The following is a 23,392-nucleotide window of genomic DNA, read 5'->3' as shown; positions in this document are numbered from 1 at the left end:
CCTCCTTTCATAATACACAAAAAGACAGAGTACAGCATGCACTCATCCTAACATTCCAAACACTTAAATGTTAAGATAGATTTATCTGCCCAAAATGAGATGGAGCGGATTCACAAAACGTTCTATAAACGTTCTCAAAACGACAACAGTAAAACGTTTTGTTACACATGAGGGAAATATCGTTCCGAAAGTAAGGAAATTGTATGAAACTTGTATTTCCTGTTTGACTTGTAGGAAAAATTTGCTGTTATTTGTGAAACCGATGGATTGCTTGAAAAATTCGTAAAAAACGCAAAAACCCGCCTTTAGGGCGGGTTTTGCTAGGGGTCCAAGGGGCGTAGCCCCTTGCGTCAATCATAAAAAACAATCGGGAAGAAACGCAAAAAGCCCGCTGAGCGGGCCTTTTTGCAGGGGATCCAAGGGGCGTAGCCCCTTGCGTCTATATTAGTCCTTGCCAGTGAAGATGATGGCGAGAACGGATGCTACGAATGCAGCAGAAACGATGAGGAATTCCCAGGGGTTTTCCATGACGGAGGACTTTGCAGTACCACCGGCAGCGCTTTCTGCCTTGGCCTGTTCTTCAGCCTTTGCCTGAGCTTCGGCTTCAGCAGCCTTCTTTTCTTCTTCGGCCTTAGCAAGAGCAGCGGAATCAACCGGTGCTTCTTCAGCCTTTGCTTCAAGAACTTCTGCGGGGGCAGCTTCAGCAGCGGGTGCTTCTACAGCGGCAGGTGCTTCAGCAGGAGCGGCAGGTGCTTCAGCAGGAGCAGCAGCGGCTTCGGCGGGAGCAGCTTCAGCAGCGGGTGCTTCAGCAGCGGCAGCTTCGGCAGGAGCGGCTTCAGCAGCGGGAGCGGCAGCTTCAGCGGCAGGAGCCGGTGCAGCGGCTTCAGCAGCAGGAGCCGGAGCGGCAGCTTCAGCCTTGGGGGCTTCAGCAGCGGGAGCAGCAGCTTCAGCGGCAGGTGCCGGTGCGGCAGCGGGGGCGGCTGCAGGTGCAGCAGCTTCAGCTGCGAATGCCATAGCAGAGGCAACCATGGTTGCCAGCATCAGATTCTTGATCTTCATAACGTTCCTCTTTGAGTTTAAAATTTTACAATCCAAAAAATAATACATAATGGACTAGTTGGGCTGAAAAATATTAAAAAAAGTGAAGAAAAGTTTGCAAAAGTGATATTTCATCCAACGAAAACGGGGTTTTATCATAAAAAATCGCATATTTAGCCCTTAATAATGTAATTTTGCCCACGTAACGTTTAACCCTGCGGGGAGTTACGAATTACAAATTATGAATTACTAGATATGAACTCATAACTCATATCTCATAACTCATAAATCCCGTTCGTGATAGCTCGCAGAACATCAAGAGGTACATATGGCATTCAAGTACGAAGCAACCGTACAGCACACCGGTGACACCACCGAATACGTCAACCTGGGTAAGGAAGGCGTTTCCGTCGCTGAATTCGAAGGCAAGAAGATTCTGAAGGTTTCTAAGGAAGCCCTCACCAAGATCGCTCAGGCCGCATTCGAAGAAGTCAGCTTCCGTCTCCGTCCGGCTCACACTCAGAAGGTGGCCAAGATCCTTCAGGATCCCGAAGCTTCCGATAACGACAAGTTTGTGGCTCTCACCCTTCTGAAGAATGCCTGCGTTGCTGCAAAGGGCGTGCTTCCGTTCTGCCAGGATACCGGTACCGCAATCTGCGTCGCCCACAAGGGCCAGCAGGTCTGGACTGGCTGCGATGATTTCGAAGCTATCTCCGAAGGTATCTACAATGCCTATACCACCAAGAATCTCCGCTACAGCCAGATCGCTCCTCTGACCATGTACGAAGAAAAGAACACCGCTTGCAACCTGCCTGCCCAGATCGACGTCCACGCCGAAGAAGGTGCCGACATGAAGTTCCTCTTTGTTGCAAAGGGCGGTGGCTCTGCTAACAAGACTTACTACTGGCCCATGACCAAGGCACTCCTCACCCCGAAGAACCTGGAAAAGTTCATCTCCGAAAAGGTGAAGACCTTGGGTACTGCTGCTTGCCCGCCGTACCACCTGGCCATCGTTATCGGCGGTACCTCTGCCGAAATGAATACTCACACTGTCAAGCTGGCTAGCTGCGGTTACTACGACGATCTTCCGACCACCGGTTCCGAAGGCGGCCGTATGTTCCGCGACGTGGAAATGGAAGAAAAGGTTCTCCACATCTGCCAGAAGACTGGCATTGGCGCTCAGTTCGGCGGCAAGTACCTGGTCCACGACGTTCGCGTGATCCGTTGCCCCCGTCATGCTGCAAGCTGCCCGGTTTCTATCGGCGTTAGCTGCTCTGCTGACCGTAACATCAAGGCTAAGATCGACGAAAACGGTCTGTGGCTCGAAAAGATGGAACACAATCCGGAACAGTACCTGCCCAAGGGCGAAGCAAAGATCGCAGCCGCTGTGGAAATCGATCTTGACCGCCCCATGAAGGATGTTTGCGCCGAACTCACCAAGTACCCGGTTGCTACCCGCCTGAACCTGAAGGGCACCATGATTGTGGCTCGCGACATGGCTCACGCTAAGATCGCAGAAATCCTCGACAAGCAGGAAGCTGGTCAGGAACTCTCCGACATCGAAAAGAAGGTTCTGGAAGTTGTTTCCAACCATCCGATTTACTACGCCGGTCCGGCTAAGACTCCGGAAGGCATGCCCACTGGTTCCTTCGGTCCTACCACTGCTGGCCGAATGGACCCGTACGTGATGCGCTTCCAGAGCAAGGGTCACTCCATGATCATGGTTGCCAAGGGTAACCGTTCTCAGGATGTTACCGACGCTTGCCAGAAGTTCGGCGGCTTCTACCTGGGCTCCATCGGCGGTCCGGCTGCAATCCTCGCTGAACAGAACATCTTGAGCAACGACATCGTGGCCTTCCCGGAACTGGGCATGGAAGCAATCCGCAAGATCACCATCAAGGACTTCCCGGCATTCATCCTGGTGGATGACAAGGGCAACGACTTCTTCAAGGGTCTGCTGTAATAAGTTCCCCGAGCAAAGCCGAGGGGCACTTCGGCAAGCTCAGTGACCTTTAAAAACAACCCCGTCAGCGTTATGGCGCCGGCGGGGTGTTCTTGTTAAGAGATTTTTTTGCCAAGGACTTTGGCGATTTCTGAATAAAGCTTTTCGGTTTCAATGGGCTTGGAGGTGAATCCGTTCATGCCCGCATTTAAGGCTTTTCGGCGATCCTCTTCAAAGACGTTTGCCGTCATGGCGATAATGGGGATATTCGCCTTGGCGGGGTCTGTCATGCGACGTATGACGGATGTTGCTTTAAGACCGTCCATGTTGGGCATTTGAATGTCCATCAAGATGAGATCGTAGTGGTTGGGCTTGGCGTGCCTTATGGCACTGACACATTGGACGCCGTCTTCGACGAAGTCTACAAACATGCCTAGTTCCTTTAGGATTTCCCCTGCGATTTCACGGTTGAGTACGTTATCCTCGGCAAGAAGAACTCGGTGATAGAGGAATTGTTCCCTATCGGGGATGATGTCGTTCTTTTTGGATATGGCGGACTTTTCAACAGTTTTAAGCTCGATGGTGACGGTGATTTTAGTGCCTTCTCCAAGGGTGCTTTCGACTTGAATGTCTCCACCCATCAAGTCCACCAATTTCTTGGTAATGCCCATGCCTAGGCCGGTACCCTTGATGCGATTTTCTGTAACGCTCTTTTCTCGAGAGAAGCTGTCGAATACGTGGGGAAGGAATTCCTTGGAAATTCCAATGCCGTTATCTTCGATGGCGATTACATACTTACGATAGCCTGGCTTATCGCAGGGATAATCGCGTAAGGAATACTTAATTTCACCCCCCTCAGGGGTATACTTGATTGCGTTACTAGCGATGTTTAGAAGAATTTCCTGAATCTTGACGGAATCGCAGAGTACATAAGGATTGCTAAGCGAAATTCTACGTACGGTACGGAGATCCTTTTTGCGGAATTCTTCGTTGAACACGATTCCCATTTGACTTGCTACATCAAATAGACTGGTGGGGGTTTCGTGTAGCTCAATAGAACCGCTTTCAATACGGGCCATTTCCAGAACGCCGTTAATAAGCTCTAGCAGGTAGGAACCGGCGGTCTTTAGTTTTGTAGAGTATTCCAGAATCTTTTGGGGATCGTCCTTCGCTTTCCCCATCAGATTGGCGAACCCGAGAATTGCATTCATGGGAGTTCGGATATCGTGACTCATGTTGAAAAGGAAAGTGCTTTTAGACTTGTTGGCCTGTTCTGCATCAACAAGAGCTTTTTCCAGAAGCTTTTGTTGTTCTAGGGCTTGCCTTTCCTGTTCCTTTTCTTTATCTTCGCAGGCAAAGCCGACGACAAATGTTTCAAATTTTTCTGCGTCTCCCAATCGCACTGCTTTCATGAAATAGTAGTGCGGGACATTGTTCAGCATCATTCTGAAATGATAGACGAATGTTTCTTCCTTGCGGAGGTGTGCGACCACATTGTCAAAATCACAGCCAACTAGGGCTGGCTCGCGATCGTCTTCGTGAACGTTGTTGATGACAAATGTTTTGAAAGCGTCGTCGTAGGTTCCGACGGTTTTTAGAGATTCGTCCACCGCAATTGCTTTGCCTGATGTTCTGTAAACACGGGCGGCGTGAGTATTGACGTTTACGGTTAAAATGTTGGTGAAGTTTTCGGCGAGGACGTTGATAATTCCTGTCTGGAGTTCGTATTCCCGTCGGGCGTCTTCAATGTTTTCCACATTCAGAAGAAGCTTTTGGATCGTTCCGTCTTCATGACGGTTCATCACGATCATGGTGGCTCGGCACCAGCCCATGAAACGGCTCAGGTAGTCGATGGATATGTTGTTGACGTCTTTGAGGCGTTCGTTGATGGTCGATGCGTCTGTAAAAAGGGCGACTTCTTTTTGGGAACTCGGGTCGGTGAGATAATTGAAAATGATGGGAAGAGCCTTTCTAAAATCGGTAATACCCAATTTCCCAATCATGGCATTGATATTTTCGGAAGACTTTACATGAGTAAAGGTGTTGTCTTCCATATCCAGAACGAACATGGCGATATAGGAGGCGGCCGTTGCATTTAGGGCCATCTCGTATAATTGACGGTCTGTGTTCTGTTTTTCAAATTTCTCTGCGTTTTCACTCATGGGAATAAATGTATGCTATTTATTCTCCATATGGGAAAAATTGTAATGAAAAACCACTTTATTATGGAATAAAAACGCTAAATCACCCTGTCTGTGATGATTTTCCATTCTCCAGGCAGCAAATTACCAAGGGGAATGTTGCCGATTTTTACTCGGACCAGGCGTAGGGTGGGGAAGCCCACGGCGGCGGTCATGTGGCGGACCTGGCGGTTTTTTCCCTCAATAAGGGTCAGTTCCACCCAGCTGGTGGGAATGTTTGCGCGGAAACGGACCGGCGGATTGCGGTCCCAGATCCAGTCTGGAGCTTCCACGATGCGTGCCTTGCAAGGCTTTGTGTGATATCCCTTGATGTCTACTCCGGCGGAGAGGCGGCGTACGGCTTCTTCTGTAATCTGACCATCGACCTGCGCTAGGTAGGTGCGGGGGTGTTCAAACTTGGGGTCCAGCAGTTTCTTGATGAGCTTGCCGTTGTCCGTAAGCAACAAGGCGCCTTCGCTGTCATGGTCCAAGCGGCCTGCGGCATACACGCCGGCGGGAAAGCCGAAAGTATCTAGAGCGGGGTGGCCCGACTCCGGCGTAAACTGGCTTAAAACGCCAAAAGGCTTGTTGAACAGAATGACGGTAGACATTGGTCGTAAATATAAAAAAGAACTCCGTCTGTTCCGTGAGGAACCGACGGAGTCATGGTTTGGGTTTTGTTGGTTGGAGGAGTTTCTTTACTTGATTGTGATTCTCTTGGCAGAGTTGCCTACACGGACCAGGTAAGTACCTGCGTGGGGGAGATTCACATCGAAGTTGTTGGTCTGGACAAGCTTGCCCATCATAAGGCGACCCTGCATGTCCATTACGTTAAGGGTTTTGCCTGCGGCGCCGTAAACGACCAGAGAACGACCTGCGACAGATACGCTGAAGTGCTGCGTTGCCACCTGATGGATGGCTAGGTCTGCATCGCTAGAGGAGCTGGATTCTTCGGCGGGTTCAGTGACTTGGGAAGAACTGGATACTTCGACAGGTTCAGTTGCTTCGATGGAGCTGCTGGATGCTTCAACAGGCTCGATGACCTGGGAAGAACTAGAGACTGCTGCGGGAACGCTGCTGCTAGATGCGGGGGCGATTGCGGAGCTGCTGGACACTTCGACAGGCTCAGTGACCTGGACGCTGCTGGAGGAAACCGCACTGCTAGAAGATACTGCAGGTGCGCTGCCGCCAGTGACGGTGAAGGTTCCGCTCTTGGTTGCGGTTGTGCTTCCGCCGGTGGTTGTAACAGTCCAGTTGTAATTGCCGGAGGCTGCCTTCGCAGAGACTGTACCGGAAATGTAGAAGTCAGAGCCCTTCAAGGTGCCGCTGACACCTTCGGGAAGTCCAGTGACGGTTGCGCCGGTGGCGCCTACGATGGTGAAGTAAAGTTCGTCAATGGCGCTGCCTGCTGCAACAGTCTGGGTGGAAGAACCTGCGCCGTGCTTGGTCAAGCTGGCTTCACCAGAAACCGGTGCCACGGAACTGCTGGACTTTGCGGAAGAACTGGAGGCTGCGACGGAGCTAGAGCTCTTGGCGCTGGAAGAGCTGGAAATCGGGGTGACTTCGCTAGAGCCTGGAGCCGGCAGGGTGGGACCTGCGTAATTCTGGATGGAGTCGCGGAGTGCATATGCCTTTGCCTGGGTGCTTACGTCGGTAACGCCCATCTTGTAAGACGGAGTAAATGCAGTGCCCTGACCGGTGGTGTTGCCGGAAGTTTTTTCGTAGTAGTTTCCGATCATGGAAACCTTGGCGTCTTCCTTGGACTGGTTGTTATAATCCAGAGGATTCTTGACTCCGATAAAGACGTTGTTTTCCACGCGGATGTTGGCCTTCATGCCGGCGCGGACGCAGTAGCTTGCTGCGGAACTGGTGAACAGGTTGTTTACCACATGAACCTGACCGAAACGGACGCGGGGCATACGTTCCTTGACGCCGTCGCCCCACCAGTTATGGTGTGCGGTAATCTTCAGTGCGTTTGCATCTGCTGTCTTGGAATCGCTATTGCCGAACAAGTTGGAGAACTGATGGTTTTTAGACTTGGAGGTGTAGGTGAACTTGCTCCAGGAAACGGTAATATAGTCGGACTGGTTCACGATATCCATGTTACCGTCGTGACCATCGTAAACGTGGACATGGTCAATCCACACGTTCTTGGATTCGTGATTGATCTGCAGGCAGTCTTCGTCGTCTTCGTCAACGGCGCCAACGCCCTGCACGGAGATGTTACGAATGATCACGTTCTTGGAACCGGAAATCTTGATGCCGCTGCCCTTGGAGGGCTGGGTGATGACCACGCCCGGATAACCGTAGAGGGTCACGTTGCTGCCCACTTCGATGGTGCCAGCGTAGGTGCCCGGCTTGATATAGATGGTCTTGTTGCCTGCCTTGGCGTAAGACTTCAAGTCGCTCACGTTGCTAACGGTGACGGAGCCGTAGTTGGCGCCGCCGGTGGTTCCACCATTCTGAGTGGCCCAGCCAGAGAGAGGAAGGGCGGGGCCGTAAGAGGCGGCGGAAGCGGAGGTTGCGAGGATTGCGCCAAAGGCGATTCCTGCGAAAATTTTAGTCAGTTGATTCATACATCCATCCCATTTAGTTTTGATGTTCTCAAAAACTTTCTCAAAATATATGCTTTAAATGAGGCCCCGTCAATAGGCAAGTGTATGATTTTTTAATAAAAATTGTAAAAATAAAGAAAAACTACCCCAAAAGGAGTAGTTTTAATTGTTCTCAAAAGTTTTTGTAAAGAAATAGAATCGTTTCTTTTAAGGTTTATTTACTCACTAGCATCTTATTCTGGATGAGTTCCACCGCTTCCTCAAACTTGGCTCGCCCGACTTCCGCCGTAGGTTTACAGAAAATCTTGATGGCAAAGTCGCTGGATCCATTCTGGATTCCAAGAAGGATGGTCTTGCTCAGGAAAAAAATCAAAAGGCAGATGAGGCTTAGGAACAGGCTCACGCTTGCCATAATGAAAAGACCTGCGCTGCTGGATCCCACGCAAATGCCGACCACCAGGAGTGCCACGGCGGTTGCCAGGAAACAACAGAATGCCGCCAGGAACTTGGTGTCGCGCTGGAACTGAAGGAGGATTCCTGTAATGGACTTCAGGGGGACAATCTGCAGAACCTTGGATCCAAAGGAGTCCATCCTGCAGGTGATGTAGTCGCTATTGCAGGTAAGGTTGGTGGTCTGGTTGACTTCGAAGCAGTTCAGCTCCAGGCAGGTTTCCTGGTCGGGATAGATCTTGAAATCCTTGATGTTCAGCTTCATGAGGACTCCTGCTTAAAGGGCCTGGTAGATGTTGAAAATGGCCAGAATCTTTCCGATGATGGCGGGAATGCCCGGACACAGGAAGCAGAGAATCACGCGGGTGACGCGATTCTTCCACCAGCGCTTGACCTGCCAGATGTCGTCGGACAAGGTTTCCATTTCGGAGACTCGGGGCGGACGCATGTAAACCTGGGTGAGGGCGGTAAAGAATCCCACGCCAATCAAGGGGGTGAGGCCTGTGAAGGGAGCGGCGACCAGCGCCACTAGAATGGTCAGGGGATGACCACCTGCGATAATGGTTCCCAGCATGGCACCACCACCGGTAAGCATTGCCCACTGGAGGGAAAGGGCTCCTGCCTTTTCGGCACCTGCGTGTACGCCCACTGCGATAATACTTGCGATAATGGCGATGGGGATGGCCCAGCCAATGATCTTCCAGATGGGAGCGCCCTTGGGGATAATGCTAATGGATTCCTCGGAGGGCAGTTCCTTTTCTTCTTCGATAATGCTTGCGATACCGCGCATATGACCTGCGCCAACAACAGCTACGACCTTGTCCCCAGGAGCGTTCTTGATCTTGCTTGCCAGAAACTGGTCTCTTTCGTCAATGAGGACCTGCTTTACTTCGGGGAAGGTCTTGCCGAACTCCTGCATCATGGAATTCAGGGCGTCCTGTTCCTTAATCTTGGCCAATTCTTCTTCACTGACCTCGGTCTTGTCGAAAATGCTTCCGAAGAGACCGCCCAACAGGGACAGCTTGCGGTACCAGGGAGTGCATGCCCAGGTGCGCTTCAGGGTAATCTTGATATCGCGGTCTGCCAGAACCAGTTCATGACCGGCGGCTTCCGCAACGTCTACGGCTTCCTTCAGTTCGGCTCCGGGCTTAACGCCGGTCTGGTCGCCCATACGCTTCTGGTAGGACCCTAGTACCAGGTTGGCAATCAGGGTTCCCAGCTGCTTATTTTTGATAATTTGGCGTAAATCGGTCTTTTTCCAGCGGTCCGGGTCCTTGATGGAGGCCAGTCGGCCTTCGTCAAGTTCAACGCAAACGGTGTCTGGTGTTTCCGTTTCGATGGTCTGCCGAACCAGTTCCTTGGATGCCTGCGAGATGTGGGCTGTTCCCACGAGAATAATTTCGCGGTTGTCTTTCTTGATTCGGTAAATATCTGCGTTTTCAGTCATGTTAAGGTCGTAAAAAGTTTTGAATGATAACAAGTTAGGTAAAAAATTGTACAAGAATATGGAAATTTGCTAAAATATGGTTATATTTTACGCGGGATTCATTTTTCGGAGGTTAATCCTATGAAAAAACTGATGGTGTATCTTTCTCTGTTGTCCTTGGTCCTGATTGGATGTGGTGGAACCAAGTCTGACGATCCTGAAGCACTGGACAACGCTCTCGTTGCCTTTACTTCCTGTGTGCAGGGCGCACGTTGGCAGGAAGCTCTCGAATACGTCACCCCGGACGAAGCTGACGAAATCGGCACTTCCGATGGTTACGAATTCAAGGAAGAATATATGTTGGCAGCTCGCCGCCTGCCTCTTTCCGTCCTTCGTAAGCAGGGTCTGGAAGTGGATGGCAAGGGCCGACTGGTTGGCATTAAGGCTGCCATGGACGAAGCTAACGAACGTAACAAGATGTCCGCCGACCAGGCTAAGGTTGGTACCAACCTGAAGCAGATGGAAGACGAACGCATCAAGCGTCGTATCGAACAGGGCCAGAAGATTCTTCAGGAAGAAGAAGCTGCTGCTAACCAGGAACAGGAAGAAATCGTGTTCTCCAACAAGCTGACCGACGAAGAAAAGCGTAAGTACGGCTCTACTCGTGACCTTCAGGCTCCGGAAGAACTTTCCGAAACTGACGAAGCTGTCCGCGAAGCCCAGGAAGCTTTTGACGGCGGCGCTGTAGGTGGCGAAGACGAAGAATAAGGCGAAGAATAAGCGAAATAGTTCGTGACTAGATTCTTCTCGACATCGACTTTTAAGGCGGCACTTTTACGAGTGCCGTTTTTCGTTGCGTTCTGTATTCTTTTGAACGGCTGCGGGGATCTGGGGGAGGACCCTGTTCTTAGTGATGCCCATTTCAGCAGAACCTTCCGTTACTATTATGAAGAGGAATGCCGTTTTGACGATGATGGCATGTACGACTGCGCCAGGATTACGACATTAAGTCCTGCTTACGTTGTTCGTATTCGGGTTGACGGGTTTGGGAATGCGACTCTCAATCTGGATGGAACGGAATTCGTTTTCGAGGAAGGTGCATTTGCGGAAGGTCGGGATCGTTTTGGTGGCTATTTTCACTTTTACGAGGATGATAGCGAGCTGACTCTATATAAAGATGGTTCCGAAATGATCATCTGGGACCTGGAAAGTGGCTTTGCGACCATTTATTCCTACGAAATGTAGTGACTGTTTTTGCGGGAGTTTCTATATTTGCCCGCACTTATGAGTAATTCTGAAAATTTTGTAATCGCCCTGGACGGCGGTAGCGGTACCGGTAAGAGCACAACGGCAAAGATTATTGCCAAGAAGTTGGGCATCACCTACCTGGACACTGGTTCCATGTACCGTGCGGTTACCTTCGCAGCTCTCGAAAAGGGCATTCCTGCAGAAGAAGGTCCTGCCATGGACGAATTGCTCAAGAATCTCAATCTTAGCTTTGATTCTGAAAACCACATCCTCATCGACGGTGTTTCCTACGAGTCTGACATTCGCGGTATGCGTGTCTCCAGCAATGTGAGCATCTACTGCGCCTTGCCGTCTGTCCGTCGTGCCATGACCGACAAGCAGCGCCAGATCGGTGCCGTTTCCAGCTGCATTCTGGATGGTCGCGATATCGGTACCGTGGTTTTCCCCAACGCCAAGTACAAGTTTTTCCTGGTCACCGATGTGAAGGTCCGTGCGGAACGCCGCTATAAGGAACTGCTGGAACGCGGTGAAAAGGTTACTCTGGAGGACGTACTGCAGAACCTGGTCGAACGTGACCGTCTGGACTCCTCTCGAGCAACGGCCCCCCTCAAGAAGGCCGATGACGCTATTGAAATTGACACTACACAAACCTCAATTGAACAACAGGTTCAAAAAATTCTCGACTACGTAGGTGTAGTGGCGTAGCCTGAATTTTTTAAACCGCAACCAAAACAAACTAATATGGCAAATACAATCAAATTCGGTACCCAGGCTGACCTCGAAGAAATCCTCGCTGCTGAAGCAGAATGCGGCGCAGACTTCCGCAAGGCTAACGCAGACGTCTATGCTGGCATGGGTTGCCTCGAACAGGGCAAGCTCGTCACCGGTAAGATCTCTCAGGTGAACGAACAGGAAGTTCTCGTTGACGTGAACTACAAGTCCGAAGGCGTGATCGATCGCGCAGAATTCAAGGACACCGACTCCCTGGAACTTGGCTCCGAAATCGAAGTTTTTGTTGAAAAGCTCGAAGATGAAGACGGCCGTCTCATCCTCTCCAAGCAGAAGGCTGACTTTGTTCGCGTATGGGATCGCATCCATGCTGCATTCGAAAACAACGAAGTTGTCAAGGGCACCCTCACCAAGCGCATCAAGGGCGGCGTAGTTGTCGACCTGTTTGGTATCGACGCCTTCCTGCCGGGTTCTCAGATCGACCTCCGTCAGATCCCCGACATCAACGCTCTCATCGGCCAGGATTTCGACCTCAAGGTTATCAAGGTCAACAAGGCTCGTCGCAACATCGTCGTTTCTCGCCGTGTTGTTCTCGAAGAAGAACGCAACAAGCAGCGTGGCGACGTTCTCGAAACCCTCGAAAAGAATCAGGTTCGCAAGGGTATCGTCAAGAACATCACCGACTTCGGTGCATTCATTGACCTGGGCGGCGTAGATGGCCTCCTCCACATCACCGACATGAGCTACAAGCGCATCAACCACCCCACCGAAATGGTCCAGCTGGGTCAGGAAGTCGAAGTTATGGTTCTCGACTTCAACGACAAGAAGGAACGTATCTCTCTGGGCATGAAGCAGCTTAAGCCGCATCCCTGGAAGGACATCGCTGAACGTTACCCCGAAGGCGCAATCGTTAAGGGTAAGGTTGTTTCCATCACCGATTACGGTGCATTCATCGAACTGGATTCCGGCGTTGAAGGCCTCATCCACGTTTCCGAAATGTCCTGGACTCAGCACGTTAAGCACCCGTCCAAGATCCTCACCGTTGGTCAGGAAGTTGAAGCTGTCGTTCTCAAGGTTGAAGAAGAAGCAGAACGCATCTCTCTCGGCATGAAGCAGCTGGAATCTGATCCGTGGGATTCTATCGAAACCGAACTTCCCCCGGGCGCACGCGTGGTTGGTGAAATCCGCAACATCGCTTCCTTCGGCGCATTCGTCGAAATCAAGGAAGGTGTTGATGGCCTCATCCACGTTTCCGACATGTCTTGGACCAAGAAGATCACCCATCCGAACGAAATGGTCAAGAAGGGTGACAAGGTTGAATGCGTCGTTCTCGCTGTCGATAAGGAAAAGCGTCGCATTTCTCTGTCCATGAAGCACCTCACCGAAGATCCGTGGGATTCCATCGATTCCACCTACCCGGCAAACTCCGAAGTCAAGGGCAAGATCGTTCGTATGCTTGACCGTGGCGTAGTTGTTGAACTGGCTGAAGGTATCGAAGGCTTCGTGCCCGTTTCCAAGCTCACCGCTGAATACATCAAGGTTCCTGCCGATGCATTCAAGGTTGGCGACGAGGTTCCGGCCGTTGTTACCGAAATCGATCAGAACAACCGCAAGATCTTCCTCTCTGTGGTCGATTACTTCAAGAATCGCGAATCCGCAGAACTGAAGGCTTGGATGGACTCTCATAAGCCCGGCGAAAACGGCACCACCATCGGTGACGCAGCTCCCAAGGCTAAGAAGTCCGCTAAGAAGGAAGCTTAATTGCTCGTAAGGCGAGTGTCGCACCCAAGCTTGCTTGGGTATGACTGAGCCGAAGAGTAAAGCACTACGAAGTAGTGCAATTAGTAAACTTCTTTAAGTTCTGAGGAATCCCGTGGCTTGTGCCGCGGGGTTTCTTTTTTTTCATTTTCTAACTTTGATTCCATGGGACAGACTGCAATGATATCTCGTATTCGTGAATTCGACATCGTTCGAGTTCTTGCCATGTTCTGGGTGGTCACTTACCACTTTGGCTGCGAGTATGGAACGGGTTTCTTGAACGTTCCCATTGTGAACTTCTTCTGCATTACACCCAACTTTGACTTTGGCAATGTGGCGGTGACCATGTTCCTGGTGCTTTCCGGTGCGTTGCTTTACCGCAAGTACGGAAATGGCAATGTGGGAAGTTTGCCCTGCTTTTACCTTAAGCGGGCCAAGGCTATTTATCCTGCTTTCTGGATCTTGAATCTTTATGTGCTCCTGACCATGGTACGCCACTGGATGAGCGATGGCAATCCTTTCTTTGCGGGCAATCCGCTAAAGTTACTCCTGACGGTAACGGGCTTTGATGGCTACCTGAACTTGTTTGGATACAAGAGTTATTATTTCTGCGGGGAATGGTTTGTAGGTGCCATCGTGCTACTGTACTTGCTGTTCCCTTTCCTTTCCTGGGCCTATGGGAAATGCAGGGTGGTGCTGCTAGTGATTCTTGGAATAGGCTATGGATTGCAGTTTGTGTGGCCTAATAGCGGGGAGTGGATCATTAGTGCTTTCCCTGCAACCTTGTTGCTAAAGTTCGTTCTCGGTTTTTTGCTGATGGATTTGTTGCCCAAGCTTCGCTGCGCTGCGGTTAAGTGGGGTGCGCTTGCTGTGTTCGTCGCGCTGTGCCTGCTTGTGATTCCCAATGGATTTTATAAGAACGACTTGCTCGGCTCTGTTGCCGGCATTGCTGCCTTCCTTGCGGTACTGAATTTTGGCGGCGTAGTAAGGGAATCGTCTTTTGTTGGGACGGCGATCCAGAAGTTAGCTCCCGTAACTTATTGCGTATTCTTGGTGCAGCATATTTGCATCAACTGGCTGCAGATTGCCTTTGTGAAAGTGCTGGGACCTGTAACAGGGTTTACTCCCTGGCTGTGCCTTGGACTTCTGGCGGTGTCCTTCGCTGTCATTCTGGTGGTGGCCTTCCTATTGAACTTTGTTTCGGGCAAGGCTGTAAAAATCGTAGAGAGCAAATTTCTATCTTGAGCCTCGTATGAATCTTTCCGGAAAGCACATCCTTCTTGGCGTATCGGGCGGAATTGCCGCCTACAAGTCCTGCGAACTTTTGCGGTTGCTGCAAAAGAGGGGGGCTGAAGTTCGTGTTTGCATGACGGAAGCGGCCACCCAGTTTGTGGCGCCTCTGACTTTTGCTTCCCTTTCCAAGTGTCCGGTGTACCTGAAGAATGGTGCTGCAGAAGCTCGTCCTTTCCAGCATATTGATTTTCCCCGCTGGGCCGATATTTATCTGGTGGTTCCTGCGACTGCCAATGTGATAGGGAAGTTTGCCTTCGGTATTGCCGATGATCCTGTAAGCCTGTGTTTTATGAGCTGCAACTGTGAACGCTTCATTGCTCCGGCCATGAACGTTGCTATGTACAATTCCCCCGCGGTGAAGCGTAATCTTGAGATGCTTCGAGGCTTCGAAAAAACTCACGTCATGGAAAGCCCTGCTGGGTTCTTGGCCTGTGGCGAAGTGGGGCAGGGAAGGCTTTTGGAACCTGCGCAGATTGTGGAATATCTTGAAGATACGAGTTACGAGTTACGAGATACGAATGACGAGTTACGAGTTACGAGTGGCTATCAGGTTGGTGAAATCGCTGACGATGTAATTGAAAAGAACGGTCGCAAAGTTCTGATTACTGCGGGGCGTACGGAAGAGGCTATTGATCCTGTCCGCTATATTTCCAATCGCAGTAGCGGAAAGACGGCGGTTGCCTTATCTGCAGTTTTTTTAGCAAATGGTTATGACGTGGAAGTGGTGGCTGGACCGATGGAAGCTCAGTTCCCGGGTGGAGTTCAAGTGACCAAGGTTCGTAGCGCTTGTGATATGCACGATGCGGTCATGGAACGTCTGGCAGATGCTGATGTGGTCATCCACTGTGCGGCTGTTGCGGATTACCGTCCGGCAAATCCCGCTAACGAGAAGATTAAGGATAGCCGTAGCCAGTTGACCATCGAGCTGGTTCCCAATCCCAATATCCTGAGAGGCTGTGCGGCTGCCCGCCGTGAAGGTCGCGCCAAGGAGGGACAGACCCTCATTGGATTTGCTCTGGAAACGGATCATTTCGAGGAGCATGCTCGGGAAAAATTTGAAAAGTCCGGCGCAGACGCTCTGTTGCTCAATGCGCCTGTTGCCGCCGATAGCGGTTTTGGTCATGATAGTGTTCGCTTTGCCCTGGTAGAACATGGCAAGCCCATTCCCCCTATGGAAATGGGGAGCAAGGTATCTCTGGCCGAGACTATTCTCCGTTTTTGTTCCGAAAAGATTGATGCTCAAAGAGAGTCCATCTAGAGGTTTTTATGGCAGACGAATTTGACTTTAGTGAACTTCGTAATTACCTCCAGGGTCAGGTTGACTTAGGTGCCGGCCTGGATGAATTTTATCTGGATGAACCTTGGGCTCTGGAGAAAAAACAGGTGGCGCCTGCTGGACGTCCTTTTATTCCGCCTACTCCGGCAAGCCGTCCGGCTCCCATACCTCAGCGTCCTGCACCCTTGCATCAGAATTCTGCTGCGCCTGCTCCCCAGCCGCCTCAGCCCGCATCCTTCAGTGGAAATCAGGGCTCCATGTTTGGTGGCGCTCCTGCTGCCAATGCCCCGGCTCCCCGTGTGGCAAAACGTTCTGCATCCGCTTTTGAATCCGCCAATTCTCTGGACGAGTTCTACACACAAATTAAGGCTGAAGCTCTCTATAGCAAGGAACCGAACCTGGTTCGCTATATGGGGCCGGAACGTCCCAAGGTTCTGTTTCTGCTTCCCGGCGTAAAGCCAGGTATGGATCCCGCAGTATTTTTCCAGTCTCCTGTAGGGGAAATGCTCATCCGTCTGTTCGCCAACTTGAACATCGGGCCGGAATCCATGGGTGTGACTTATTTCTTCAAGTCTACTGAACGTGCCTTGTCTCCCTTGCTGGAAACCGCCCTCAAGAAGATGCTGGTTAAGGAACTTTCTTTCATCCAGCCGGAAATGATGGTCAGCTGCGGCCAGCCCTTGTTCCACCAGCTCTTTGGTCGCGCCAAGAGCTTTGACGACCTGGCTGGCTCCGATCAGGATTTCTCCGGAACCAAGACTTGCGCCCTGGTGGACTTCTACCAGATGGTGAACGACAAACAGTTAAAGTGGCTTACTTGGAAGGTTCACATTCCTCGTAGCGCTTACTTTACCGCTAAATAACCCTTATTTTTACAAAGCCCTTGAATCAGGCGATTATACGATGGGATCTTCATAAGGCCCCGTTTCAATAATTTATATTTCGAGGGAATATATTATGTCAGATTTTGATAACCAGCAAAACCAGTTCGAAGGTCGTCAGGTCCCGATGGATCTGGACGCGGAACGCTGCCTCTTGGGCGGTATTCTCCGTGATCCCGAAGTGATGGGCGAAGCCATCATGATTATTAAGGATGAGACTTTCTTCTATCTGGAAGCCCATCAGATTATTTGGACCGCTCTCTGTAACTTGAATAAGGCGGTGACACCCATTGACCTGGTTACCTTGGCTTCCGAGTTGGAAACCATGGGCAAGCTGTCCCTGGTTGGCGGTCGTGAGTACTTGTTTACCTTGATGGAAACAGTGGCATCTTCCGCCAATGTCACCTGGCATATCGAGCTTCTGCGAAAGAAGACCACACTCCGTAAGCTGATCAAGATGTCCTCGGGCATCATCAAGAGTGCCATGGACCCGGCTGCTGCACCCGACGAAGTTCTTCAGGATGCAGAAAAGGTCATGTTTGCCATTGCGGACGATCAGGTCCGAGACTCCCTGAAGCCCATTGACCAGTTCGTGTCTCCGCTCCTTGCCCGTCTGAACGATCGAAAGGATGGCATTACGGGTATCCGCACCGGTATTACGGAACTGGATGAACTGACCAACGGTCTCCAGAAATCGGACTTGATTATTCTTGCTGCTCGTCCTGGTGTGGGTAAGACGTCTTTCGCCTTGACTATTGCTGCAAATGCAGCCATCAACTTTAATCAGAACGTGGCTTTCTTTAGCTTGGAAATGGACGGCGTGCAGCTGGCACAACGTCTTCTTTGCTCCCAGGCTCAGATCGACCAGAGTAAGCTCCGTAACGGCTTCCTTAACGCCGAAGAAAAGCGCCGACTGATTGCCGCGGTCACCCCTATCAACCAGGCCCCCTTGTACGTGGACGACAATGCGGACCTGGGTATTATGGAACTGATGAGTAAGGCTCGTCAGCTCAAACGTAAGGGAAAGCTGGACCTTTTGATTATTGACTACCTCCAGCTGATGAAGACCGGTAAGGAAGAAAATCGAGCTGTGGCTATCGGTGCCATTTCTCGTGGTCTTAAGATTCTTGCCAAGGAAATGCAGATCCCTGTGATCGCTCTGGCTCAGCTTTCTCGAAAGGTGGAAGAAAAGGGTCGTGAACGTCCCCAGCTTTCTGACCTTCGTGAATCCGGTTCTATCGAACAGGATGCTGACATGGTGTGGTTCGTGGAACGTAAGTTTGTCCAGACCCATAGGGAAGAAGACAAACATTCTGCAGAACTGATTGTGGCCAAGCACCGTAACGGTTCCGTGAAGGACATTCCCATGACCTTCATTCCGGAATACACCACGTTCTACGACTTTACTCCCGAGGAAGGATACGGTGACGGTGGCGAAGGTGGCGATTACAGCTTTGCCGATGATGGTCCCGGTGGCGCTGACTTTGGTTAATTTTAGAGGTTTATAAGATGTCTGCTTTATTACGCCCTATTTCCTGGATTGGTGAAATTATCTTCACCGGTATTTCCGGTGTGGGCGAGGTCATCTGCATTTTGCTGAACACCTTGAAGCAGCTCCGCTATATCCATAAGAATCCCAACCTCATTGTGAAGCAGATGATTTCTGTGGGTGTATCCTCCTTGCCGCTTCTGTTTGTTACCTCCATCTTCACGGGCATGGTGGCAACGGTTTGCGCCGAGTTCGAATTCCACAACCTGGTTGCAGATAAATTTGTGGGAACCGCCGCCTGTAAGATGGTGCTCATCGAGCTTGGCCCCTTGCTTACGGCCATCGTGCTTTCGGGTCGAGTGGGCAGCGCCATTGCGGCTGAACTTGGCTCCATGAAGGAAAAGGAAGAACTGGCTGCTTACACCGTGCTGGGCCTGGAGCCTTATCGTTACTTGGCCTTGCCCCGTTTCGTTGCATTCGTGACCATGATTCCCTGCTTGACCATTATTTCAAACGCTCTTGCCATTATCGGTGGTTGGATCGTTTGCGTCCTTGGACTTGATATTACCACCTATACTTATACTACCGGTATGCAGTACCTTTTTGATCCGATGGATCTGTGGTCTGGTGTTTTGAAATCCTTCGTGTTCGGTACGTTGATTTTCCTGTTGGGATATTACCATGGGGTAAATGCAAAACCTGGTGCCAAGGGTGTGGGGCTTGCTACCATGAGCGTGGTGGTGTCCTGCTGTTTGATGATTTTGATTTCTGACTTTATCGTAGACGCTGTTCTATTCTTCTAGGTGACTTATGCCAAACGTAAAGATTGACCCAAACGATATTGCCATCCGTCTGAAGGGCCTGAAGAAATCCTTCGGTCCCCAGGATGTTCTTTGCGATGTGAACTTGGATATTCGCCGCGGTGAGACCATGGTGATTATCGGTAAGTCTGGTGGCGGTAAGTCCGTTATCCTGAAGCATATGATCGGTCTTCTTCAGCCCGATGGTGGCGAAGTGGCTGTGGACGGTGTGACCATCAGTACCCCGAAGTTCTTTGACACTCATACCATCCGTCGCAAGATGGGTATGTTGTTTCAGATGGGCGCTCTGTTTGACTCCATGAACACCGGCGAAAATATTGCATTCGCTCTCCGTGAACATCACCCGGAATTGTCCGAAAAGCAAATCCAGGATGTGGTGACGGAAAAGCTCCAGATGATCAACCTGGTGCCGGAGTTCCGTACCAAGATGCCGTCCGAACTGTCTGGTGGTATGCGTAAGCGTGTGGCTCTTGCTCGTGCCATCGCCTTAAATCCCGAAATTTTGCTGTACGATGAACCGACCACTGGTCTGGATCCCATTACCAGTGACGTGATTAACGACTTAATCCTGGATATGCAGAGCAAGCTGGGAGTGACGTCTGTGGTGGTGACTCACGACATGGTGAGCGCCTTTAAGGTTGCAGACCGTATTGCCATGCTCTATAATGGACGCATTATTGAGGTGGGTACGGTGGATGAAATCAAGAATACAAGTAATCCTTACGTGCATCAGTTTATTACAGGACAGCGTAAAATCTCAGTAGACGAGTAAACAAAAGTTTGCAAATGCGAATTTTGCGTGTTTTGGTTCACGAAAAAGTTTAAAGAGTGTTCGTTTTAGAAAAGAATTATTTAGATTTGCCCCAAAGAGGTTAATATGAATAAGAAGTTTATTGTTGGTTTATCTTCATTAGCTCTGGCCGGTACGTTCCTCGCCTGTGGTGAAGGTGAAATTCTTACTTTGGACGGATGGGATGAAGGCGTTCGACATTCCGTTATTGAAGAAAATGACTCTACCATTTATAAGAATGCAATTGAAGACTGTAAGAAAGACGCAAATTGTAAGCACTTGGTTGGTGGGGACGGTACCTCTACTACGGTTCCCGTAGCAACAAGTTCCGCTGCAAATCAGAATCAGCTGCCTACAGTATCCTCTTCTTCTGCAACGGTTCCTACCTTCAGATCTTCCAGTAGCAAGGTGCAATTTGCGTCCTCTGATTCCCAGGGTGCTGTATCTTCCAGTTCTCAGAAAGTTGTTGAAGGTGGTACTGGCGACATCGGTACCTGCGCTCCTGTGACTAATCCGATCACTAAGGGTGAATCTACCAGTTGGAAGTTTACCTTCAATGGTAAGAATTCCATCGGCTTGACCGCTAAGGGTATTACCGTTTACGACTTTGAATGGAACTTTGGCACAAGCGGTTCCAAGGCTTCCGAAACCATTACTGGTCTTAGTGCGACCTCTGCAATTTCTTATGCAAATTCCGGTGTAGCTAAGGCTTCCGTCTCCATTACCAAGGGTGCTGCTGCTTATAGCGTTCAGTGTTCCGATCTTCAGGTGAATGGTGCTGCCATTACCGGTTGTAAGTGCTCTGCTGCCGCTGCCTCTGTGGACATCACTGAACCTGCTGCCTGGACCGTGACCGGCTGTACTTCCGCTGGTGCAAACATTACGGGTTATACCTGGGTTGGTGTAACAGGCGAAGGCGCTTCTGCAACTCATACATTTACAGAAAAGAACCAGACTCTTGCTCCTACTGTGAATGTTGCCAACGACGACAACACTGTTCAGGCCGTAGTCTGTGACGAAGTGAAGTCTACGGACGCATCTTCTCCGGATTATTTGCTAGAAGTTGCTGGTGATCAGGTTCCTCAGGACAAGATTGATGTTGCTAATGAAGGCTGCATTACCATTTCCGGCACCTGGTCAAACGCTTATTATCATCCAACATTGACCGTTTCCTGCGATGCTAAGGGCTCCAATGTAAATCTCGTCATCACCTACGGCTCCGAATCTGCTAAGGGCAGTGGCGAATATGGAGTGAATAACATTGCTATCCCTCTGGGTTCTCTGGATGCCGGCGCAGTTTCTTATCAGAATGTCTGCATAGCTTTGACTGGTGCAGATGTTGCAACCTGCGGTCTTGGTACCAAATAATTCAGGTCTGACGGACGTGTAAAAAGACCGGCTCGTTTGAGTCGGTCTTTTTTTTTGTCATTATTGAATCTTTTATTATTATTGGCAATATGAGATTATTTGTAATTTCCTTGCTGCTTGTGTCCTTGGTGGTGTCCTGTAGTGATTCCGCTAGTTCTGTTGAGGACGACCGTGATGAGTCTGCTGCTTCAAGCTCCAGCACTGATAATCATACAAGCAGTTCTAGTAAAGAGGAATAGTCAAACTCTGATTCCTTAGGCGTTCCCATGCTTTCGAGTGGAGTCAAAATTGATTCCACCCTATTGAGACCGCAGTCTTCAAGCAGTAGTGAAACTTCTGCTCCCATGTCATCAAGCTCGGATTCAAACGATGCTGAAGATATGGCTGATTTAGGTACTTGCGCTCCGGTGGAGAATCCTATATCCAGAGGTGACTCGACTTCTTGGAAGTTCTCTTTCAATACTGCGAATACAGCTGGAATCGGGTCTAAGGATATTCTTAAATCGAAATTCTTCTGGAATTTTGGGGTTGAAGCGATTCCTTCTAAGGAATCTGCTGTGGGAAAGCTGAATACTTCTGCGGTTACTTATGTAATGTCTGGTGTTGAAAACGCCTCCGTGGAATTCTTTCTGAACGGAAAACTTTGGAAAAAACAGTGTGCCCCGCTTCAGGTAAATGGCTCTCCAATTACCGGCTGTAAGTGTACTTCATCCGCAGCGACGGTTGATGTTGCTAAAGGCGGTGTCGCTACCTGGAGTGTAACGGGTTGCTCCTCGGAGGAGGCAATAGCTTCTTACTCATGGACTGGGATTTCTGGTGATGGTGAATCCGCTAGTTATACCTTTTCTGAAAAGGGCATGACGGTTAAGCCTGGCGTAACTGTTGCAAATGATGATAAATCTGTTGACGTGGTTGAATGTGACGAAGTGATGTCTTATGATTCTTCATCTCCGGATTATGCGATTGCGGAACCTTTGGATCATGTTGATTTGCCTGCGGGTCTTTCTGTTGTTATGATGGGTGGTTCTGGGGACTTGTCTATGTGCCAAATCGAGTGTACGGCACAAGAATTATTAACCATATCTCTTGGAACAGGCGATACGCTGATTAGCAACTACGTTGTTCTTGGGCTAATTGATGTGGAAGGATGCAAGGGACCTCTTGAAATTACCCTCTCTGCGCCCGCAACCTGTACAGCAAGCTGGAGTAAAGACTGAAATCATTGAGGGGGATGCCAACAGGCCCAAAGGGCCTGAGCAGCGCAGTCGTTTTTTCGGGGAGTCCAGAGGGGCGGGAGCCCCTTTGCAACTCTAATACCCGCTCCACTCGGCGGTAATGCTGGGGCTTGCCTTGCGAATCTTTTCTGCTTCGGGAGAGTCGTCTGCCAGGGCAATGTCACCGCTTGCGATTCTTGCCTTGATGTCGGCGAAGTCCTTAGGACGTTCTCCTTCGGGGAGCTTGTCGCCGGGAACCATACAGGGGGCGTCGATTGCGGTCTTTGCCTTGTCCTTGACGGGGGTGTATTCTCTTGCGGCTGGAACGGTATAGAACTTGTCTTCTTCCGGGCACCAGGCGGTAAGCCTCTTGCCGTAGACGCAACCGGAGTCCAGCCCGATAAAGCCAGGGCGCTTATCTACGAAACCCATTTTAGCCCAATGTCCAAATACCACGGTCTTTTCCCACTGTACCTGTTCAAACCAGGGCTTATCATCCCAGTAGCGAATGGATAGAATGACCTTGGGGTCCATGTCTTCCATGCGGGTCTTGCCTGGTTCAAGGCCTGCGTGAACCAGCAGGGCGTGGGGCGTATCTCGCCAGAGGGGCCAGGTCTTGACTTCGTTAAGAATGTAGTTCCAATCCTCAAGGGGGAGGCGGGAGAACCTGGCTCTCTGCTTTTCCGTCCACTCACTGGCGTCAGTATTCATCATGCGGATCAAGTGTTCCTCATGATTGCCTCGGACGGTCAGGATGCCGTTGTCCTGAATGAACTTTAGGGCGCGAAGCATGTCGGGGCCTTTATTGATGATGTCTCCCGTCTGGTACAGAGTGTCTGTACCTCGGACGAAACCGAAGGCTTCAACAATTCGTTCCAGTTCATCGGCGCAGCCGTGAACGTCTCCGATGTAGAGAGTGCGCTTCATGATGGAC

General features: G+C 50.4%; 21 protein-coding genes. 14 read left to right on the top strand and 7 right to left on the bottom strand.

What is annotated here, in order from left to right; translation table 11 throughout:
• Positions 1 to 444: 444 nt before the first annotated feature.
• Positions 445 to 1,059 carry a hypothetical protein gene (locus BUB59_RS15515; RefSeq protein ID WP_200778832.1) on the bottom strand — a complete coding sequence of 205 codons (615 nt, stop codon included), beginning with the start codon at positions 1,057 to 1,059 and terminating at the stop codon, positions 445 to 447.
• Positions 1,060 to 1,366: 307 nt separating this feature from the next.
• On the opposite strand from BUB59_RS15515, the gene BUB59_RS10875 reads away from it, so the two are divergent.
• Positions 1,367 to 3,001 carry a fumarate hydratase gene (locus BUB59_RS10875; protein WP_073229837.1) on the top strand — a complete coding sequence of 545 codons (1,635 nt, stop codon included), beginning with the start codon at positions 1,367 to 1,369 and terminating at the stop codon, positions 2,999 to 3,001.
• A gap of 95 nt (positions 3,002 to 3,096) precedes the next feature.
• On the opposite strand, the gene BUB59_RS10870 is transcribed toward BUB59_RS10875, so the two are convergent.
• From BUB59_RS10870 to BUB59_RS10850, 5 genes are all read right to left on the bottom strand, one after another.
• Positions 3,097 to 5,142, bottom strand: a complete 2,046-nt coding sequence (locus BUB59_RS10870) for an ATP-binding protein (protein ID WP_083540291.1) — start codon at positions 5,140 to 5,142, stop codon at positions 3,097 to 3,099.
• A gap of 77 nt (positions 5,143 to 5,219) precedes the next feature.
• Entirely contained in the window at positions 5,220 to 5,771 is a 552-nt protein-coding gene (locus BUB59_RS10865; protein ID WP_073229833.1) for a pseudouridine synthase, read from the bottom strand.
• An 87-nt stretch (positions 5,772 to 5,858) separates the two neighbouring features.
• Complete coding sequence (locus tag BUB59_RS10860) at positions 5,859 to 7,736, bottom strand: pectate lyase family protein (protein ID WP_073229830.1); 1,878 nt, start codon at positions 7,734 to 7,736, stop codon at positions 5,859 to 5,861.
• Positions 7,737 to 7,929: 193 nt separating this feature from the next.
• Positions 7,930 to 8,430 carry a hypothetical protein gene (locus BUB59_RS10855; protein ID WP_073229827.1) on the bottom strand — a complete coding sequence of 167 codons (501 nt, stop codon included), beginning with the start codon at positions 8,428 to 8,430 and terminating at the stop codon, positions 7,930 to 7,932.
• 12 nt (positions 8,431 to 8,442) lie between these two features.
• Positions 8,443 to 9,612 carry a TraB/GumN family protein gene (locus BUB59_RS10850; RefSeq protein ID WP_073229825.1) on the bottom strand — a complete coding sequence of 390 codons (1,170 nt, stop codon included), beginning with the start codon at positions 9,610 to 9,612 and terminating at the stop codon, positions 8,443 to 8,445.
• A 120-nt stretch (positions 9,613 to 9,732) separates the two neighbouring features.
• Between BUB59_RS10850 and BUB59_RS10845 the strand changes: the two genes are divergently transcribed.
• The 13 genes from BUB59_RS10845 to BUB59_RS10790 all read left to right on the top strand — a co-directional run bounded on the left by BUB59_RS10845 (position 9,733) and on the right by BUB59_RS10790 (position 22,461).
• Positions 9,733 to 10,359, top strand: coding sequence for a hypothetical protein (locus BUB59_RS10845; RefSeq protein ID WP_073229822.1), 627 nt, complete (start codon positions 9,733 to 9,735; stop codon positions 10,357 to 10,359).
• Between the two features lie 72 nt (positions 10,360 to 10,431).
• Entirely contained in the window at positions 10,432 to 10,836 is a 405-nt protein-coding gene (locus tag BUB59_RS10840; protein WP_073229819.1) for a hypothetical protein, read from the top strand.
• A 39-nt stretch (positions 10,837 to 10,875) separates the two neighbouring features.
• Positions 10,876 to 11,544, top strand: a complete 669-nt coding sequence (cmk, locus tag BUB59_RS10835; RefSeq protein WP_073229817.1) for a (d)CMP kinase — start codon at positions 10,876 to 10,878, stop codon at positions 11,542 to 11,544.
• Between the two features lie 36 nt (positions 11,545 to 11,580).
• Positions 11,581 to 13,329, top strand: coding sequence for a 30S ribosomal protein S1 (rpsA, locus tag BUB59_RS10830; RefSeq protein WP_073229814.1), 1,749 nt, complete (start codon positions 11,581 to 11,583; stop codon positions 13,327 to 13,329).
• Between the two features lie 162 nt (positions 13,330 to 13,491).
• Positions 13,492 to 14,571 (top strand): acyltransferase family protein, encoded by a 1,080-nt coding sequence (locus BUB59_RS10825; RefSeq protein ID WP_143160352.1) that lies wholly within the window; start codon positions 13,492 to 13,494, stop codon positions 14,569 to 14,571.
• Between the two features lie 7 nt (positions 14,572 to 14,578).
• On the top strand, positions 14,579 to 15,877 hold the full coding sequence (gene coaBC, locus BUB59_RS10820) for a bifunctional phosphopantothenoylcysteine decarboxylase/phosphopantothenate--cysteine ligase CoaBC (protein ID WP_073229810.1): 1,299 nt from the start codon (positions 14,579 to 14,581) through the stop codon (positions 15,875 to 15,877).
• Between the two features lie 8 nt (positions 15,878 to 15,885).
• A complete protein-coding gene (locus BUB59_RS10815) occupies positions 15,886 to 16,758 on the top strand; it encodes a hypothetical protein (protein ID WP_073229807.1) in 873 nt (290 codons plus the stop codon).
• A 94-nt stretch (positions 16,759 to 16,852) separates the two neighbouring features.
• The gene (gene dnaB / locus BUB59_RS10810; RefSeq protein ID WP_073229805.1) at positions 16,853 to 18,268 is read left to right on the top strand and encodes a replicative DNA helicase; all 1,416 of its coding nucleotides are present in this window, start codon (positions 16,853 to 16,855) and stop codon (positions 18,266 to 18,268) included.
• Positions 18,269 to 18,285: 17 nt separating this feature from the next.
• On the top strand, positions 18,286 to 19,068 hold the full coding sequence (locus BUB59_RS10805; protein ID WP_073229802.1) for an MlaE family ABC transporter permease: 783 nt from the start codon (positions 18,286 to 18,288) through the stop codon (positions 19,066 to 19,068).
• 7 nt (positions 19,069 to 19,075) lie between these two features.
• Positions 19,076 to 19,858 (top strand): ABC transporter ATP-binding protein, encoded by a 783-nt coding sequence (locus BUB59_RS10800; protein WP_073229800.1) that lies wholly within the window; start codon positions 19,076 to 19,078, stop codon positions 19,856 to 19,858.
• A gap of 105 nt (positions 19,859 to 19,963) precedes the next feature.
• Positions 19,964 to 21,244 carry a hypothetical protein gene (locus BUB59_RS10795; protein ID WP_073229798.1) on the top strand — a complete coding sequence of 427 codons (1,281 nt, stop codon included), beginning with the start codon at positions 19,964 to 19,966 and terminating at the stop codon, positions 21,242 to 21,244.
• 89 nt (positions 21,245 to 21,333) lie between these two features.
• Positions 21,334 to 21,483: a hypothetical protein gene (locus BUB59_RS15380; RefSeq protein ID WP_159433362.1), complete on the top strand. Its 150-nt coding sequence runs from the start codon at positions 21,334 to 21,336 to the stop codon at positions 21,481 to 21,483.
• A 141-nt stretch (positions 21,484 to 21,624) separates the two neighbouring features.
• Positions 21,625 to 22,461, top strand: coding sequence for a hypothetical protein (locus BUB59_RS10790; RefSeq protein ID WP_143160351.1), 837 nt, complete (start codon positions 21,625 to 21,627; stop codon positions 22,459 to 22,461).
• Between the two features lie 93 nt (positions 22,462 to 22,554).
• Here the strand turns inward: BUB59_RS10790 and BUB59_RS10785 are convergent, their stop codons facing one another.
• Positions 22,555 to 23,385 carry a metallophosphoesterase gene (locus tag BUB59_RS10785; RefSeq protein ID WP_073229794.1) on the bottom strand — a complete coding sequence of 277 codons (831 nt, stop codon included), beginning with the start codon at positions 23,383 to 23,385 and terminating at the stop codon, positions 22,555 to 22,557.
• Positions 23,386 to 23,392: the final 7 nt, after the last annotated feature.

This window comes from Fibrobacter sp. UWEL, from assembly GCF_900142535.1.
Lineage (GTDB): Bacteria > Fibrobacterota > Fibrobacteria > Fibrobacterales > Fibrobacteraceae > Fibrobacter.
The sequence above is the reverse complement of the archived record's forward strand: the minus strand, read 5'-3'. Positions and strand labels throughout refer to the sequence as shown.